Genomic DNA, 15678 nt, shown 5'->3' with positions numbered 1-15678 from the left:
ACAAGAGGATCGATAACATGGCCGATATCACGGCAGCGATGGTCAAGGATCTGCGCGAGAAGAGCGGCGCGGGCATGATGGACTGCAAGAAGGCGCTGAACGAGACCGGCGGCGACATGGACGCGGCGATGGACTGGCTGCGCACCAAGGGCCTGGCGGCCGCCGCCAAGAAGTCGAGCCGCACTGCAGCCGAGGGCCTGGTCGGCGTCGCGACGTCGGGCACGCGCGGCGCGGCGGTCGAGGTCAACTCGGAGACGGATTTCGTCGCCAAGAACGACCAGTTCCAGCAGTTCGTCCGTGAAGTGACCGAGATCGCGCTCAACAGCGGCGACGACATCGAGGCGCTGAAGGGCCAGGCGATGCCGTCGGGCAAGACCGTCGAGGAGACGCTGACCAACAACGTCGCGACGATCGGCGAGAACCAGTCGCTGCGTCGCTCGAAGCGCCTGGAAGTGAGCAAGGGCGCGGTCGTGTCCTATGTGCACAATGCGCAGGCGCCGGGCATGGGCAAGATCGGCGTGCTCGTCGCGCTCGAGTCCGAGGCGTCGGACGAGGTGCTGCAGTCGCTCGGCAAGCAGCTGGCGATGCACATCGCGGCCGCTTTCCCCAAGGCGCTGAACGAAGCGGACCTGGACGAGGCTGAGATCGAGCGCGAGCGCGCGATCGCGACCGAGAAGGCCGCCGAGTCGGGCAAGCCCGCCGACATCATCGCGAAGATGGTCGAGGGTGGCATCGCCAAGTACCGCAAGGAGCATGCGCTGGTCAGCCAGCTGTTCGTGATGGACGGCAAGACCAAGATCAGCGACGTGGTGGCCAAGGCGGGCAAGGATGCCGGCGCGACCATCGTGCTGAAGGACTATGTCCGCTTCCAGCTGGGCGAGGGCATCGAGAAGGAAGCGTCCGACTTCGCCGCCGAAGTTGCGGCAGCTTCGGGTGTGCCGCAGGCCAAGCCGGCGGCGTAACGGCTCGCGTCCGCCTGTCCGGGCGGAACGGCTGAACCCAGGGGCGGGGGTGGCTTTCGAGCCACCTCCGCCCTTTGCTTGTGGGGCGCGGCGATCGCGGTTCGGGCGGTGGCGCGACGAAAGATGGTCGCGGGGGGCTGCTAAGGGAGATTCTTGGTGTTCCCCCTCCTACCTCCTGTTCCCCGGCGAAGGCCGGGGCCCAGTTGGGGGACGATGGTGAAGACGGGCAGCGCTAAATTGCAGAACCTTCCCAACTGGGCCCCGGCCTTCGCCGGGGAACAGGTGGGAAGAAGAGGCGCGCTTCCTCCTGCACCGATTCTCCCCATTACCTCCCGCACGCGAGCATCGCGAAGCGGTTGCCCCGCCAGCGGTGCGCGCCTAAGGTCCGCGCCGCTTCCACCCCCGACAAATCGAGACGCATGACCGCACCGCGCTACAACCGTATCCTGCTGAAACTCTCGGGCGAGGTCCTGATGGGCGAAGGTGGCCTGGCCATCGATCCCGTCGTCACCGCCCGCGTCGCGCAGGAGATCGCCGACGTCCGCGCCCAGGGCTATGAACTCTGCATCGTCGTCGGCGGCGGCAACATCTTCCGTGGCCTGTCCGCCGCCGCCAAGGGCATCGAGCGGGCGACCGCCGACTATATGGGCATGCTGGCGACTGTGATGAACGCACTGGCCGTGCAGAACGCGCTGGAGCAGATCGGCGTCGACACCCGCGTCCAGTCGGCGATCCCGATGGCCAGCGTCTGCGAGCCGTTCATCCGCCGCCGCGCCGAGCGCCATCTGGAAAAGGGCCGCGTGGTGATCTTCGCCGCCGGCGTCGGCTCGCCCTTCTTCACCACCGACTCGGGCGCCGCGCTGCGCGCCGCCGAGATGAAGTGCGACGCGCTGTTCAAGGGCACCAGCGTCGACGGCGTCTATGACGCCGATCCGAAGAAGGTGCCGACCGCGACCCGCTACGACACCGTCAGCTTCAACCGGGTGCTGTCCGACGACCTGAAGGTCATGGACGCGTCCGCCGTGGCATTGTGCCGCGACAACAACATCCCCATCGTCGTCTTCAACATCCGCGAACATGGCAATTTCGCTGCCGTGCTGTCGGGGAATGGCATTTCGACGACCGTACAGACCCAGGAGAACAAGTGATGGCTGCCTATGACAAGGCCGATATCCAGCGCCGCATGACCGGCGCCGTAGAATCGCTGCGCCACGATCTGGGCGGCCTGCGCACCGGCCGCGCCTCGACCACCCTGCTCGATCCGGTGACGGTTGAGGTTTATGGCAGCCACATGCCGCTGAGCCAGGTCGCGACGGTGTCCGCGCCCGAGCCGCGGATGCTGTCGGTGCAGGTCTGGGACAAGTCGAACGTCAGCCCCGTCGAAAAGGCGATCCGCTCGGCCGGCCTGGGCCTCAATCCGATCAACGACGGCCAGACGCTGCGCCTGCCCATCCCCGACCTGACCGAGGAGCGCCGCAAGGAACTGGCCAAGCTGGCCAGCCAATATGCGGAAAAGGCCCGGATCGCCGCGCGCAACGTGCGCCGCGACGGCATGGACAGCCTGAAGGCCGACGAGAAGAAGAACGTGTTCGGCGAGGACGAGCGCAAGCGCCACGAGACCGAGCTGCAGAAGATCACCGACGCGACGATCGCCGACATCGATTCGGTGTCGTCGTCGAAGGAGAAGGAAATCCTGGGCAAGTGATCGCGGCGACGCGTCTCTCCGGGCGTCTTTCCGGTCGCGGCCCGATGGCGGCGGGGGCGGGGGCATGAGCACCGCGCCCGCGCTCGCCGTCGTGCCGCAGGGCGGGGCGGTGCCGCGCCATGTCGCCATCATCATGGACGGCAATGGCCGCTGGGCCAAGCAGCGCCACCTGCCGCGCCTGGCCGGACACAAGGCGGGGGTGGAGGCGGTGCGCCGCGTCACCCGCGCCGCCCGCGCCATGGGGATCGAGGCGCTGACGCTCTATGCCTTCTCCTCGGAGAATTGGCGGCGGCCGGCACAGGAAGTGGGCGACCTGATGGGGCTGTTGCGCCTCTTCATCCGCTCCGACCTGGCCGAGCTGGCGCGCGAGAATGTCCGGTTGCGCGTGATCGGCGATTACCGCGCCTTCACACCCGACCTGGTGAAGCTGGTCGATGACGCCATCGCGCGGACGGCGGACAATAGCGGCCCGCTGCTAGTGATCGCGCTCAATTACGGCGCGCAGGCCGAACTGGCGGCGGCGGCCCGGCGCGCGGCGGCGAAGCTGCCGGCCGATCAGATCGACGAGGCCGCGATTGCGGCCGAGCTGGAGACGGCGGAACTGCCGCCGCTCGACCTGATCATCCGCACTTCTGGCGAGCAGCGCTTGTCCAATTTCCTTTTGTGGCAAGCGGCTTATGCCGAACTCCTGTTCGTCGAAACGCTCTGGCCGGATTTCGATGGCGAGGCGTTGGCGGAGGCGGTAGCGGTGTTCGGCCGACGCCAACGCCGTTTTGGAGGCTTGTGACCCCGATCCCCGATCTGCCCCCAGGCCTGCTGCCCGACACCCCCGATTCGAAGCTGCGGACCCCCTCCAATCTGCGGCTGCGCATGATCGCCAGCGTCGCGATGATCGCGGTGGCGATGCTCGCGTTGGTGCTGGGTGGGGTCGCCTTCTGGCTGCTGACCGTGGTGGTCGCGCTGTTCATGATGGCCGAATGGGCCGATCTGACCGGCGTCGATGCCCGGGCCAAGCGCATGGGCCAGTTCGCGCTCAGCGTGCCGCTGGCCGTGATGGCGCCGGCCTCCCTGGTGCTGGAGGTCCATGATTTCTTCTCGCTCGGGCTGCTGTTCGGCGCGGCCTTCTTCCTGGTGATCATCACCGGCAAGCGCCAACTGGCGCTAGGCATCCTCTATTGCGGATTGCCGGTGCTGGCGCTGGTCGCGCTCCGGCGGCAGGAGGACGGGCTGGTCTATGCGCTCTGGGCGATGGCGCTGGTCTGGGCGACCGATATCGGCGCGTTCTTCGCGGGGCGCACGATCGGCGGCCCCAAGCTTGCGCCACGGATCAGCCCGGCCAAGACCTGGTCGGGCCTGATCGGCGGCGTCACGCTGGCGACCCTGTTCGCGGCGGCGATGCACGGGGCCTATGACCTGCCCTGGCGGCTGGTCGCGGCGACCCCGGTGCTGGCGGTGCTGGCGCAGATGGGGGACCTGTATGAAAGCGCGCTCAAGCGTCGTGCGGGCGTCAAGGATTCGGGGCATATCCTGCCCGGCCATGGCGGCGTGATGGACCGGCTGGACGGCGTGGTGCCGACCGCGCCGGTTGCGGCGCTGCTCGTGATCCTGCCGCAGTTGCTGTCATGAAGACCGTCTCCATCCTGGGTGCGACCGGCTCGATCGGCACCTCGACGCTCGATCTGGTCGAGCGTGAGCCGGACCGGTTCCGCGTCCGTGCGCTCACCGCCAATTGCGACGTCGTCAAGCTGGCCGCCGCCGCCCGGCGCACCCGCGCCGAGCTGGCGGTGGTCGCGGACGAACGCTGCCTGCCCGCCCTGCGCGAGGCGCTGGCCGATACCGATATCGAAGTCGCGGGCGGTCGCGCGGCGGTGATCGAGGCGGCGGCGCGGCCGGTCGACTGGACCATGGCGGCGATCGTCGGCTGTGCGGGGCTGGAGCCGGTCATGGCCTCGGTGGCGCAGGGTACGACGGTGGTGCTCGCCAACAAGGAACCCCTGGTGTCGGCGGGCGAGGTGATCCTGGCCCATGCCGCCGCGCACGGGGCGACGCTGCTGCCCTGCGACAGCGAGCATAATGCGATCTTCCAATGCCTGGCGGGACAGGACATGGCCGATGTCCGCCGCATCATCCTGACCGCCAGTGGCGGGCCGTTCCGCACCGCCACGCTCGACGCGATGCGCGCGGTGACGCCGGCCCAGGCGGTGGCGCATCCCAATTGGTCGATGGGCGCGAAGATCTCCGTCGACAGCGCGACGATGATGAACAAGGGGCTGGAGCTGATCGAGGCGGCGCGCCTGTTCCCGATCGATCCCGACCGGATCGAGATCGTCGTCCATCCCCAATCGGTGATCCACAGCCTGGTCGAGTATCGCGACGGCTCGACGCTGGCGCAGCTCGGCCCCTCGGACATGCGGGTACCGATCGCGCATTGCCTGGCCTGGCCCAAGCGGATGGCGACGCCGATGGCGCCGCTCGACCTGGTGGCGATCGGCCGGCTGGAGTTCGAGGCGCCCGATCCGGTCCGCTTCCCGGCGCTGGCGCTGGCGCGCGCGGCGCTCGATGCGGGCGGGGCGCGACCGGCGATCCTGAACGCCGCGAACGAGGTGGCGGTGGCGGCCTTCCTGGCCGGGCAGATCGGCTTCCTCGAAATTGCCGCAATCGTATCGGATACGCTGGATCGCTACGACCCGCCCGCGCCGGCGACGCTCGACGCGGTGCTCGCGATCGATGCCGAGGCGAGAAGGCAGGCGACGGCAGGCCTGAAGGATGCTGCAGCTTGATCGATGCCCCTGGTATCCCCCTGACCTTGATCGCCTTCGTGGCGGTGATCGGCCCGCTCGTGTTCATCCACGAAATGGGTCATTATCTCGCCGGCCGTTGGTTCGGGATCAAGGCGGAGGCCTTCTCGATTGGGTTCGGCCGCGAGGTGGCGGGCTGGACCGATCGGCGCGGGACCCGCTGGAAGCTCGGCTGGCTGCCGCTCGGCGGCTATGTGAAGTTCGCGGGTGACATGAATCCGGCCAGCCAGCCGAGCGTCGAATGGCTGTCGCTGCCACCCGAGGAGCGGAGCCGCACCTTCCAGGCCAAGCCGGTGTGGCAGCGCGCGATCGTGGTCGCGGCGGGGCCGGTGGTCAATTTCCTGGCGGCGATCCTGATCCTGGCGGGCTTCGCCTATCTCTACGGCGTGCGCACCGCGCCGCCGGTGGTGGGCGCGGTGGTGCAGGGCAGCCCGGCCGCCGCCGCCGGCCTCGCTCCCGGTGATCGCATTCTGTCGATCAATGGCCGGCAGATGGACGATTTCAGCGACCTGGCCCAATATGCGATCCTGCGGCCCGGCGCGACCGTCACCGCCATGGTGGTGCGGGGCGGCGGCGAGGCGGCGGCACGGCCGTTAACGCTCAGGATCGGCGAGACCCGGCAGAGCGACCGGTTCGGCAACCAATTCCGCATCGGCCGACTCGGCATCGCCAGCCCGCCCGCGCACTACGAACCGGTGTCGCTGCTGCGGGCGCCCGTCGAGGGCGCGTCGCAGGTGGTGGCGATCGTCCGCTCGACCATCGATACGCTGGGCCAGATCATCACCGGCCGCCGCTCGGTCGACGAACTGGGCGGCCCGCTCCAGATCGCCAAGGTATCGGGCGAGCAGATGTCGCTCGGCTGGCCCGCCTTCGTCTGGCTGATCGCGATGGTGTCGATCAATCTGGGGTTCATCAATCTTCTGCCAGTGCCGATGCTGGATGGCGGCCATCTGTTCTTCTATGCGATCGAGGCGGTGCGGCGACGCCCGGTCGGTCCGGCGGCGCAGGAATGGGCGTTTCGCGGCGGTCTGGCGGCGCTATTGGCCCTGATGGTCCTCGTGACCTTCAACGATCTGGGCAAGTTCGGCCTGTGGCGCGGTATCGCCGGCTTGATCGGGTGACCGGACTCGGGCAGGGGCCGCAACGGCCGGGGGTCGCTTTTCTGTTTTCTCGGGGTGGGTGCGTGACGAATAACGGTTCCAAGGTCGCAGCGATCGGCGCGACGCTGCTGGCGACGACCATGCTGGCCGGCACGCCGGTGCTGGCGCAACGGGCCCCGGCCCAGCCGCGTGGCGCTGCCGCCCGCGAGGCGCAGGGGCCGCGGGTCTCGATCCCGCAGGGCACGCCCGCCGCGCCGCAGGCGGTGGCTCCCAACGCCGCCGGCACCATCAAGTCGCTGCGTGTCGAGGGTTCGCAGCGGATCGAGCCGGAAACGGTGCTGTCCTACACCAAGCTGCGCGTCGGCATCCCCTATACGGCGGAGACGCTCGACCAGGCGCTGAAGGATCTGCAGGCGTCCGAGCTGTTCGCCGACTTCTCCATCTCGGGCGTCGAGACGGGCAATATCGTCCTGCGCATCCGCGAGAACCCGATCATCAACCGGGTGATCCTGGAGGGCAACAAGGCGATCAAGAGCGACAAGATCCAGAAGGAGATCAAGCTCGCCCCCCGCCAGATCTTCACGCGGACGGCGGTGCGCGCCGATGTGTCGCGGATCATCGAGCTGTATCGTCGCCAGGGCCGCTTCGCCGCCGTGGTCGAGCCGAAGATGGTCAGCCTCGACCAGAACCGCGTCGATATCGTGTTCGAGATTACCGAGGGCGCGAAGTCCAAGGTTCGCCAGATCAACATTCTGGGCAATGAGAAGTTCAGCGACGACGAGCTGCGCGGGCAGATGGCGACCAAGCAATCGCGCTGGTTCCGCCTTCTCTCGTCGAACACCAGCTACGACCAGGACCGGCTGAACTACGACCAGCAGAAGCTGCGGCAATTTTACCTGACCCAGGGCTATGCAGACTTCCGCGTCACCTCGGCGGTGGCGGAGCTGACCCCGGATAAGCGCGACTTCATCATCACCTATGTGGTCGAAGAGGGGAAGCGCTACAAATTCGGCGACGTGACCGTCGACAGCGAGATCCGCGACTTCGACAACAAGGCGCTGGCCGCCGGCCTGCCGATGAAGAAGGGCGACTGGTACAATGCCAAGATGGTCGAGGATTCGGTCGACAAGCTGAGCCAGACCGCCGGCCTGTTCGGCTATGCCTTCACCGACGTGGAGCCGGAGTTCCAGCGCGATCCCGAGACGCTGACGATGGGGATCAACTTCCACATCGGCCAGGCGCAGCGCACCTATGTCGAGCGGATCGACATCAACGGCAACACGCAGACGCAGGACAAGGTGATCCGTCGCGAGATGCGTCTGGCCGAGGGCGACGCGTTCAACGACTTCCAGATCAAGCGCTCGCAGGACCGCATCAACTCGCTCGGCTTCTTCCAGGACAAGTTCGAGATCAAGCGCAGCCCCGGCTCCGCGCCCGACCGCATCCTGCTCGAAGCGCCGGTGGAGGAGAAGCCGACCGGGCAGCTCCAGCTGTCGGCCGGCTATTCCAGCCTTGAGCGGTTCATCATCCAGGCGAACATCTCGCAGCAGAATTTCCGTGGCAAGGGCCAGGAGCTGCGGCTGGGCGTCAATTACTCCGCCTATTCCAAGTCGATCGAGGCGGGCTTCACCGAACCCTATCTGTTCGACAAGAACATCGCGGTCGGCGTCGATGTGTTCCGGCGCGACTACAACGCGTTCAACTTCACGAACAATGGCGACCGGAACACCACCTACAATCAGGTGTCGACCGGCTTCCAGGTCCGGTCGGGCGTGCCGCTGACGGAATATTGGTCACTGTCGGGGCGCTATGGCCTGTCCTATGACGAGGTGGGCCTGGACTCGAGCCTGCTCACCAACGGGCAGTGCAATCCGGCGCAGGTCGGGCGCTATCTGTGCGAGCAGCTCGGCAACCGCTGGACCTCGTCGATCGGCACCTCGCTGCTCTACAACAGCCTCAACTCGGGCCTCCGCCCGACCGCCGGGCATAGCCTGTCGTTCAGCGTCGACTTCGCGGGCCTGGGCGGCGACGTCAAATATATCCGTGGCCAGTTCAAGGGCGCGAAATATTGGGGCCTGGGCAAGGGCTTCGTCTTCTCGACGCTGGGCGAGGGCGGTTACATCCACTCGCTGGAGAAGAGCCGGGGCCCGGGCATCGACCCGGTGCGGATCATCGACCGCTTCTATCTGGGCGAGCCGAACTTCCGCGGCTTCGACATTCGCGGCGTGGGTCCGCGCATCCGCCGGACCAACCTGACCACGGGCGACCCGGCGTCGGGCGCGCAGCTTCTGTCGACCCAGCGGAATGACGGGTTCGACGATGCGCTGGGCGGGCGCGCCTATTATCTGGCGCGCGCGGAACTCGAGATTCCGTTGGGTTCGGGTGCGCGCGAGCTCGGCCTGCGGCCGTCCATCTACGCGCAGGTCGGCAGTCTGTTCGGCATCACGCGGCCGATCATCAACCAGACGTTCGATCGCTATATCGATCCCAAGACGGGGCAGCCGGGCGTCAATGCCGATGGCTCGCCGACGTTCCTCGGGCCGCTGACGGGAAGTTACATCGCCACCACCACGGGTACGAACGGTGCGCCGACGACGATCACCACGACCTGTGCCGCTGGCCTGCCCGATACCAATACCCCGGGAACCTGCATCGGGACCACGCCGAACCAGCCAATTCGCGGCACTCCCTATGTGGAGGAGTTCCTCGGCAATTCTGCCAAGCCGCGCCTGACGGTCGGCTTCGGCGTCAACTGGACTTCGCCTTTCGGCCCCTTGCGCATCGATATCGCCAAGGCGCTGATCAAGCAGAAGGGCGACGACAACAAGCTTATCACCTTCAACGTAGGGACGCAGTTCTGATGACCCGTTTCAAGACGCTTCTTCTCGCGGCCGCGCTGGTCGCTCCCGTTGCGGCCCCGGTGGCGGCGCAGGCGCAGACCGTGGCGGTCGCCAATCCCGAGCAGGCGATCGGCGCATCGCGCGCCTGGGCCACCGCCCGCACCCAGATCGAGACGACCTACAAGGCGCAGCTCGACCAGGCCGAGGCGCGCCGCCAGGCGGTGGGCAAGGAACTGCAGCCGCTGGTGACCGCGTTCAACACCGCGCGCGCCGCGCCCAACGCCAACCAGGCCTCGCTGCAGCAGCAGGCCACTACGATCCAGACCCGCGAGCAGGCGGCCCAAGCCGAGATCCAGCGCATCACCCTGCCGGCGCAGCGCGCCCAGGCCTATGCGATCGAGCAGATCTCCGCCAAGCTGCCCGACGCGGTGCAGGCCGTGGTGCGCGCGCGCAACGTGTCGATGCTGGTCCGTCCGGACGCGGTGCTGTTCGCCGGTCCGACCGCCGACGTGACCAGCGCGATCACCACCGAGCTGGATCGCCTGGTCCCGACCGTCAGCGTCACGCCGCCCGCCAACTGGCAGCCGGGCCAGCAGCAGGGCGCGTCCGCCGCTGCCGCCCCCGCCGCCGCTCCGGCCGCGCGTCCGGCGCAACCCGCCGGCCGATGAGCGAGACGGAGACGGCCGCCGTGCTCGGCCCGCTGGACGTCACGCGGGTCATGGCGGCGATCCCGCATCGCTACCCGATGCTGCTGGTCGATCGTGTCGAGGCACTGGTCCTCGACACGTCGATCCGCGCGGTGAAGGCGGTGACGATCAACGAGGGCTTCTTCCAGGGTCATTATCCCGGCCGTCCGATCATGCCGGGCGTGCTGATCGTCGAGGCGCTGGCGCAGGCCGCCGGCGTCCTGGCGGTGGAGAGCCTGGGCTTGGCCAATTCGGGCAAGCTCGTCTATTTCATGACGATCGACGGCGTGAAGTTCCGCAAGCCCGTGGAGCCCGGCGTCCTCCTCCATCTGGAGGTGGAATTCGTCCAGAAGCGGACGCGCGCCTGCAAGTTCGCCGGCGTCGCCAAGATCGACGGCGCGGTCGTGGCGGAGGCGAACTTCACCGCGATGATCGCCGATCCGCCCGCCGCCTGAGGCCGGACGATCCATCCATTGCCAATTCGGGCGCGTCCGTGTAGGGCGCGCCCTTCTCTTTCAGGCTGGTCGGAACCAGCCATGCCAGGAGCATAGACGATGAAGGCCGATACCCACCCCGACTATCACATGATCAAGGTCCAGATGACCGACGGCACCGTGTACGAGACCCGCTCCACCTGGGGCAAGGAAGGCGACACGATGACGCTGGAAATCGATCCGCTGGCGCACCCGGCCTGGACCGGTGGTCGTGGCCAGATGCTGGACGCGGGCGGCCAGGTCGCACGCTTCAACAAGCGTTTCGGCGGCGGTCTCACGCTGCGCAAGTAAGCGCGCGACCGATCCGTTTCGGCGGATCGGACCTTGTCGAACAGAGAACGGCCGGCGTCCCCGTGACGCCGGCCGTTTTCGTTCGTCTTCGATCAGTGCCGCAAGATGACGTCGGCATGAAAATTTCGATATCTAGTTACGGGATGCGCAGCGAGGCCAGTGTCGCTTGATCGTCCGCGATGTCGGATGCTTGCCATAATTCTGCCTGAAAATATTCAGTTCTCGTAAAGCTCACGGTGTGATCAAAACTTCTGTTGCGTCGATGCAACACCTTTAGACGTTTATCTGAGGTTCATGCAGCGACTTGGCTTTTCGGCCATTGAGCCTGGCGAGCCCGACAGCGGGTCTCGAGGTATATGGAGTTTTATTATGCGTAAGCGTCTTGCCGTGGCGAGTGTCGCCTGTGTTCTCGTGGCTGCCCCGGCGTTTGCTCAGGAGGTCAATCCGACCTTCACCGGTCCGCGCGTCGAGGCGACGCTGGGCTTGGGATCACGTCGCCGCCGGCAGCAACGCGCAGGGCACCGGCGAGTCGCACCGCAACATCGACGGCCTCGTCTATGGCGGTGGCATCGGCTACGACATCGCGACCGCGGGCGGCGTGGTGCTGGGTGCCGAGGGCGAGATCACCGGCTCGACCGCGAAGAGCGACCGCTACGACTATACCCAGGATTTCGGCTATGGCCGGGTGAAGGCGGGTCGTGACCTCTATGCCGGTGTCCGCGCCGGTATCCTCGCCAGCCCGACGACGTTGCTCTATGTCAAGGGCGGCTATACCAATGCCAAGCTGAACGTGCTGGCGGGCAACACCAACACCTCGACCGACACCAGCTTCAAGCTGGACGGCTGGCGCGTGGGCGCGGGTGCCGAGCACGCGCTGAGCAGCAACAGCTATGCCAAGGTCGAGTATCGCTATTCGAACTATGGCAGCGGCCGGGTCAATTATTCGGACGGCGGCACCAGCGGCGCGTTCGACGTGGACACCGACCGTCATCAGGTCGTCGCGAGCTACGGCTTCCGCTTCTGATCTGAGGCTCGGATGAGGGGGGCGGGGCGGTCGAACGACCGCTCCGCCTCCTGCATCGTATACGGTAAGTCGATGCTATCGTTACCAAAAATCGGATAATGCGATTGATTGCGAGGCATCATTCTGAAAAGGTTCCGCTGCGACGTATCGCGGGACGGCCCTGGCCAGTCCGACGCCCTTATCGTCATCGGAGTAGCCTTTTCATGTCCAGTATCGTCGTCCGCACCCTGTCCGAGCGGGTGTTCGAGATCGTCCGGGAGCAGATCGTGACCGGACGGCTGGCGACGGGCCTGCCGATCCGGCAGGATGCGCTGGCGGCCCAGCTCGGCGTCAGCAAGATTCCGCTGCGGGAGGCGCTGGGTCGGCTGGAACAGGAGGGGCTGCTCGTCAGCCAGGCCAATCGCGGCTATTTCATCCAGCCCATGTCCGCCGAGCAGGCCGACGAAATCTATGCCATGCGCCTGGCGATCGAACCCGCCGCCGCCGCCCATGCCGCGCTGGTCGCTGATGCCCCGGCGCAGGCGGAGGCGGAGGCGGCGTTCGACCGGCTGGACCGCGCCTTCGGATCGGACCTTGGCGAGATGGCGGTGCGCAACCGCGACTTCCATATCGCGATGGTGAGGCCCGCCAATCGGCCGCTGACCACGCAGATGATCGAGCGGCTGTCGATCCTCGCCGAACGCTATGTCATCGCGCATCTCCAGCCCGCCGGACGGGAGTCGCGCGCGCATCAGGAGCATCGCGCGCTGCTCGATCTGTGGCTGGCGCGCGACGCGGCGGGGCTGGAGGCGATGCTGGCCCAGCATATCGCCGCGACGCTGACCGACCTGCGCCAGCAATTCGCCGCCGCCTGATCGCGTCGGGGCAGCTGACGCGCCGGGCAGCGATCGCGTTCGACCAGTTTATGGGTGACGGTGCCCGTCACTGCGCCCCGTCCTTCGATCGATAGCCGCCGCAGCCGTTCCTCGTTGCGCAGCCGCTGCGTCGCATCGAAATCATACTCAGCCTCTACCTGCTGGATCGCCGTTTCGCGCTCATGCCGGCGGATGTCGAGCATCAGGCGCCAGCGGATAATGCGCGGGTCAGGATGGCGATGCGGTTGCGCGACGTCGCGCGGGCCATGGCCGGTATCGATCGACAGGCGGCGGCAAGAGAGGTGACCGAGCGGCCCTGCGCTGCTTCCGTCGAGCAGGATGCGGCCCAGCGGGTAATCGATGTGGCCGTGGACCCGGGCGTCCGCGAAACGAGAACCCGATAAGATGATCCGGGCTTGAGATCGTCATCGCGAGCGCAGCGAAGCAATCCACGACCGCGCGCGTGACGCTCTAGATTGCTTCGCTGCGCTCGCAATGACGGCTTGGGCCGACCCGATGTCACCCTGCTCAAGCTGCGGCAGGAACATGCAGAAGTCGCATGGCGTGCGGCTTGCCCGGCATTGCTTAGCGTCCTATCTATCCGCGATGACGATGAGGCGATCCGCCAAAGAGCGGCGGCTCGCGACTGGCCTGGTGCCGGTGGCGCGCGCCTACCGCCAGCATCTCGACCGCGAACTGGCGGGCCTGTCGCTGTCCCATTCGACCGCGCTGGCGGTGATGCTGCTCGGCCGGATGGCGGACGGCGTGCGTCAGGGCGCGCTGGCCGAGCGGCTCGGCGTCGAGGGGCCGACCATGGTGCCGCTGATCGAACGGATCGAGCGGGCCGGGCTGGTCGAGCGACGGCCCGATCCCGCCGATCGGCGCGCCAAGACGCTGCATCTGACCCCGGCCGGGCGCGACCTGGCCTTGCGGGCGGAGGAACGGTCGGTCGCAGTTCGCGCGCGGGTCTTCGCCGGCATCGACGATGCGGCGCTCGACGCCGCCATCCAGGTGATCGAGCGGCTGCAACAGGTGCTGGATATGGCGGACCAGGCATGAGCGGCCGCCAAGTGGCAAAGGAGTCCGAGCGCTGAACCTGATCGATCGTCTACGCCCGCGCCGGCGCGGGATCGCCTCTGTCCATGCCGAGATGCGCGACGGCATCGTGCCCGCCGCCAATGGCGTCGCCCAGACCCCCGAACATGATCCGGTCGAGCCGCCCAGCCGCAACTATCGCACCGTCGCGCTGATCATCGCCTGTGCGATGTTCATGGAGAATCTCGACGCCACCGTGCTGGCGACCGCGCTGCCGACCATGGCGCGCGATTTCGGCGTGCGCGCGCCGGAGATGAGCATCGCGCTCACCTCCTATCTGCTGGCGCTGGCCGTGTTCATCCCGGCTTCGGGCACGATGGCGGACCGCTATGGCGCGAAGCTGGTGTTCCGGCTGGCGATCGTCCTGTTCATGTGCGGCTCGCTGGCCTGCGGCCTGTCGCCGACGCTGCCGATGATGGCGGCGGCGCGCTTCGTCCAGGGGATCGGCGGCGCGATGATGATGCCGGTCGGGCGGCTGGTGCTGCTTCGGTCGGTTGCCAAGCGCGACATGGTGTCGGCCATGTCCTGGCTGATCATGCCCGCGCTGATCGGACCGATCGTCGGACCGCCAGTGGGCGGTTTCATCGTCACCTATCTCGACTGGCGCTGGATCTTCTGGCTCAACCTGCCGATCGGCGTACTGGGCGTGATCCTGGTCGGGCGCTTTATCGCCGACATCCGGGAGACGGAGGCGCATCCCTTCGACCCGGCCGGCTTCCTGCTGTCGGGCATCGCGCTCGGTTGCCTGTTGTTCGGCTTCGAGATGGCGAGCCGGACGGGCGGCGGCGTGGTGGCGGCGCCACTGGTCGTGGTCGGGCTGGTCGCCGGATGGTTCTATCTGCGCCATGCCCGCCGCGTCGCGCATCCGATCCTCGACCTGTCGCTGCTGCGCGTGCCGACCTTCCGCCTGTCGGTGATGGGCGGATCGCTGACCCGGATCACCCAAGGCGCGCAACCGTTCCTGTTGCCGCTGATGATGCAGATCGGCTTCGGCATGAGCGCGGCGCAGAGTGGCCTGATCACCGTGGCGACGGCGATCGGATCGTTCGGGATGAAGGGCGTCGCCCGGCGCATCCTGCGCCGCTTCGGCTTCCGCTCCAGCCTGATCGTGATCGGCGTGCTGTCGGCGTGCAGCTATGCGCTGTGCGGCCTGTTCCGGCCGGATTGGCCGGTGGCGGGGATGTTCGCGGTGCTGGTGGTATCCGGCTTCCTCATGTCCTTTCAGTTCACCGCCTATAACACGATCGCCTATGACCAGATCGACAAGCGGCGGATGAGCGTGGCGACCAGCTTCTACGCCACCTTCCAGCAACTGATGCTGTCGCTGGGCATCTGCGTCGCGGCGCTGGTGCTCCACCTGTCGATGCTGGCGCGGGGCCATGTGCGGCCGGCCTTTCCGGATTTCACCACTGCCTTCCTGGTGGTCACGGCGATCTCGCTCACGGCGCTCTTCGTCAATCGCCGTTTCGCCCCCGATGCGGGTGCGGAAATGAGCGGCCGGCAGTAACGCGTCAGTATAGTCAGCAATGATGACGTAATAACCGGGCCTTGCCGGCAAGAATCGTCCATGTTCTCGCGACATGACATATTCTTCATGCAAATGATGGGAGCGATGTCGTCGGCACCGGGTTCTGCACCCACCCGATGGGATGACGGTGCCGATGCGTTCCCTTGCCTGCCAAGACCCGTGCGTCGCGCCATCTTCGGTCGCCTGCTTGCATTTGCCTTGCGCGCGTCGCTCGGCAAGGAACCGGCGGCTCAGGCCGGTGATCGGCCGAACTGAACGGAGGACTGTGCCATTCGTACCGCTCGATCCCGCGCCCACGCGG

General features: G+C 67.1%; 14 protein-coding genes and 1 pseudogene. All 15 read left to right on the top strand.

The features are described from left to right. Positions 1-17: 17 nt before the first annotated feature. Positions 18-962: a translation elongation factor Ts gene (gene tsf, locus QE452_RS09780; protein ID WP_125993149.1), complete on the top strand. Its 945-nt coding sequence runs from the start codon at positions 18-20 to the stop codon at positions 960-962. A 419-nt stretch (positions 963-1381) separates the two neighbouring features. Then, positions 1382-2110, top strand: a complete 729-nt coding sequence (gene pyrH / locus QE452_RS09775) for a UMP kinase (RefSeq protein WP_125993148.1) — start codon at positions 1382-1384, stop codon at positions 2108-2110. Then, on the top strand, positions 2110-2667 hold the full coding sequence (frr, locus tag QE452_RS09770; RefSeq protein WP_125993147.1) for a ribosome recycling factor: 558 nt from the start codon (positions 2110-2112) through the stop codon (positions 2665-2667). Before pyrH ends, frr begins: the two co-directional genes overlap by 1 nt. A 64-nt stretch (positions 2668-2731) precedes the next feature. Beyond that, positions 2732-3454 (top strand): polyprenyl diphosphate synthase, encoded by a 723-nt coding sequence (gene uppS, locus QE452_RS09765; RefSeq protein WP_309657981.1) that lies wholly within the window; start codon positions 2732-2734, stop codon positions 3452-3454. A gap of 83 nt (positions 3455-3537) precedes the next feature. Next, positions 3538-4293 (top strand): phosphatidate cytidylyltransferase, encoded by a 756-nt coding sequence (locus QE452_RS09760; RefSeq protein WP_309658140.1) that lies wholly within the window; start codon positions 3538-3540, stop codon positions 4291-4293. Then, positions 4290-5447 (top strand): 1-deoxy-D-xylulose-5-phosphate reductoisomerase, encoded by a 1158-nt coding sequence (locus QE452_RS09755; protein ID WP_309657982.1) that lies wholly within the window; start codon positions 4290-4292, stop codon positions 5445-5447. The genes QE452_RS09760 and QE452_RS09755 overlap by 4 nt, the downstream gene beginning before the upstream one ends. Next, complete coding sequence (locus QE452_RS09750; protein ID WP_309657983.1) at positions 5444-6586, top strand: M50 family metallopeptidase; 1143 nt, start codon at positions 5444-5446, stop codon at positions 6584-6586. The genes QE452_RS09755 and QE452_RS09750 overlap by 4 nt, the downstream gene beginning before the upstream one ends. A 119-nt stretch (positions 6587-6705) precedes the next feature. After that, positions 6706-9426 carry an outer membrane protein assembly factor BamA gene (bamA, locus tag QE452_RS09745; RefSeq protein WP_309658141.1) on the top strand — a complete coding sequence of 907 codons (2721 nt, stop codon included), beginning with the start codon at positions 6706-6708 and terminating at the stop codon, positions 9424-9426. Then, on the top strand, positions 9426-10073 hold the full coding sequence (locus tag QE452_RS09740) for an OmpH family outer membrane protein (RefSeq protein WP_309657984.1): 648 nt from the start codon (positions 9426-9428) through the stop codon (positions 10071-10073). Before bamA ends, QE452_RS09740 begins: the two co-directional genes overlap by 1 nt. Beyond that, positions 10070-10546 (top strand): 3-hydroxyacyl-ACP dehydratase FabZ, encoded by a 477-nt coding sequence (gene fabZ / locus QE452_RS09735; RefSeq protein WP_309657985.1) that lies wholly within the window; start codon positions 10070-10072, stop codon positions 10544-10546. Before QE452_RS09740 ends, fabZ begins: the two co-directional genes overlap by 4 nt. A 99-nt stretch (positions 10547-10645) precedes the next feature. Further along, positions 10646-10876, top strand: coding sequence for a 50S ribosomal protein L31 (gene rpmE, locus QE452_RS09730; protein WP_125993141.1), 231 nt, complete (start codon positions 10646-10648; stop codon positions 10874-10876). Positions 10877-11245: 369 nt separating this feature from the next. Further along, positions 11246-11900 (top strand): annotated as a pseudogene (locus QE452_RS09725) (outer membrane protein). Between the two features lie 203 nt (positions 11901-12103). Then, entirely contained in the window at positions 12104-12754 is a 651-nt protein-coding gene (locus QE452_RS09720; protein ID WP_309657987.1) for a GntR family transcriptional regulator, read from the top strand. A 612-nt stretch (positions 12755-13366) separates the two neighbouring features. After that, positions 13367-13813, top strand: a complete 447-nt coding sequence (locus QE452_RS09715) for a MarR family transcriptional regulator (protein WP_309657988.1) — start codon at positions 13367-13369, stop codon at positions 13811-13813. Between the two features lie 91 nt (positions 13814-13904). Next, the gene (locus QE452_RS09710) at positions 13905-15356 is read left to right on the top strand and encodes an MFS transporter (protein ID WP_309657989.1); all 1452 of its coding nucleotides are present in this window, start codon (positions 13905-13907) and stop codon (positions 15354-15356) included. Positions 15357-15678: the final 322 nt, after the last annotated feature.

Origin of the sequence: Sphingomonas sp. SORGH_AS_0438, from assembly GCF_031453475.1 — a bacterium.
Taxonomy (GTDB): Bacteria; Pseudomonadota; Alphaproteobacteria; order Sphingomonadales; family Sphingomonadaceae; genus Sphingomonas.
The sequence above is the reverse complement of the archived record's forward strand: the minus strand, read 5'-3'. Positions and strand labels throughout refer to the sequence as shown.

Excerpts from the sequence above, each read along its gene's own strand:
- tsf (WP_125993149.1), top strand. The coding sequence starts at position 18 with ATGGCCGATATCACGGCAGCGATGGTCAAGGATCTGCGCGAGAAGAGC.
- pyrH (WP_125993148.1), top strand. The coding sequence starts at position 1,382 with ATGACCGCACCGCGCTACAACCGTATCCTGCTGAAACTCTCGGGCGAG.
- frr (WP_125993147.1), top strand. The coding sequence starts at position 2,110 with ATGGCTGCCTATGACAAGGCCGATATCCAGCGCCGCATGACCGGCGCC.
- uppS (WP_309657981.1), top strand. The coding sequence starts at position 2,732 with ATGAGCACCGCGCCCGCGCTCGCCGTCGTGCCGCAGGGCGGGGCGGTG.
- QE452_RS09760 (WP_309658140.1), top strand. The coding sequence starts at position 3,538 with ATGATCGCCAGCGTCGCGATGATCGCGGTGGCGATGCTCGCGTTGGTG.
- QE452_RS09755 (WP_309657982.1), top strand. The coding sequence starts at position 4,290 with ATGAAGACCGTCTCCATCCTGGGTGCGACCGGCTCGATCGGCACCTCG.
- bamA (WP_309658141.1), top strand. The coding sequence starts at position 6,706 with ATGCTGGCCGGCACGCCGGTGCTGGCGCAACGGGCCCCGGCCCAGCCG.
- QE452_RS09740 (WP_309657984.1), top strand. The coding sequence starts at position 9,426 with ATGACCCGTTTCAAGACGCTTCTTCTCGCGGCCGCGCTGGTCGCTCCC.
- fabZ (WP_309657985.1), top strand. The coding sequence starts at position 10,070 with ATGAGCGAGACGGAGACGGCCGCCGTGCTCGGCCCGCTGGACGTCACG.
- rpmE (WP_125993141.1), top strand. The coding sequence starts at position 10,646 with ATGAAGGCCGATACCCACCCCGACTATCACATGATCAAGGTCCAGATG.
- QE452_RS09720 (WP_309657987.1), top strand. The coding sequence starts at position 12,104 with ATGTCCAGTATCGTCGTCCGCACCCTGTCCGAGCGGGTGTTCGAGATC.
- QE452_RS09715 (WP_309657988.1), top strand. The coding sequence starts at position 13,367 with ATGAGGCGATCCGCCAAAGAGCGGCGGCTCGCGACTGGCCTGGTGCCG.
- QE452_RS09710 (WP_309657989.1), top strand. The coding sequence starts at position 13,905 with ATGCGCGACGGCATCGTGCCCGCCGCCAATGGCGTCGCCCAGACCCCC.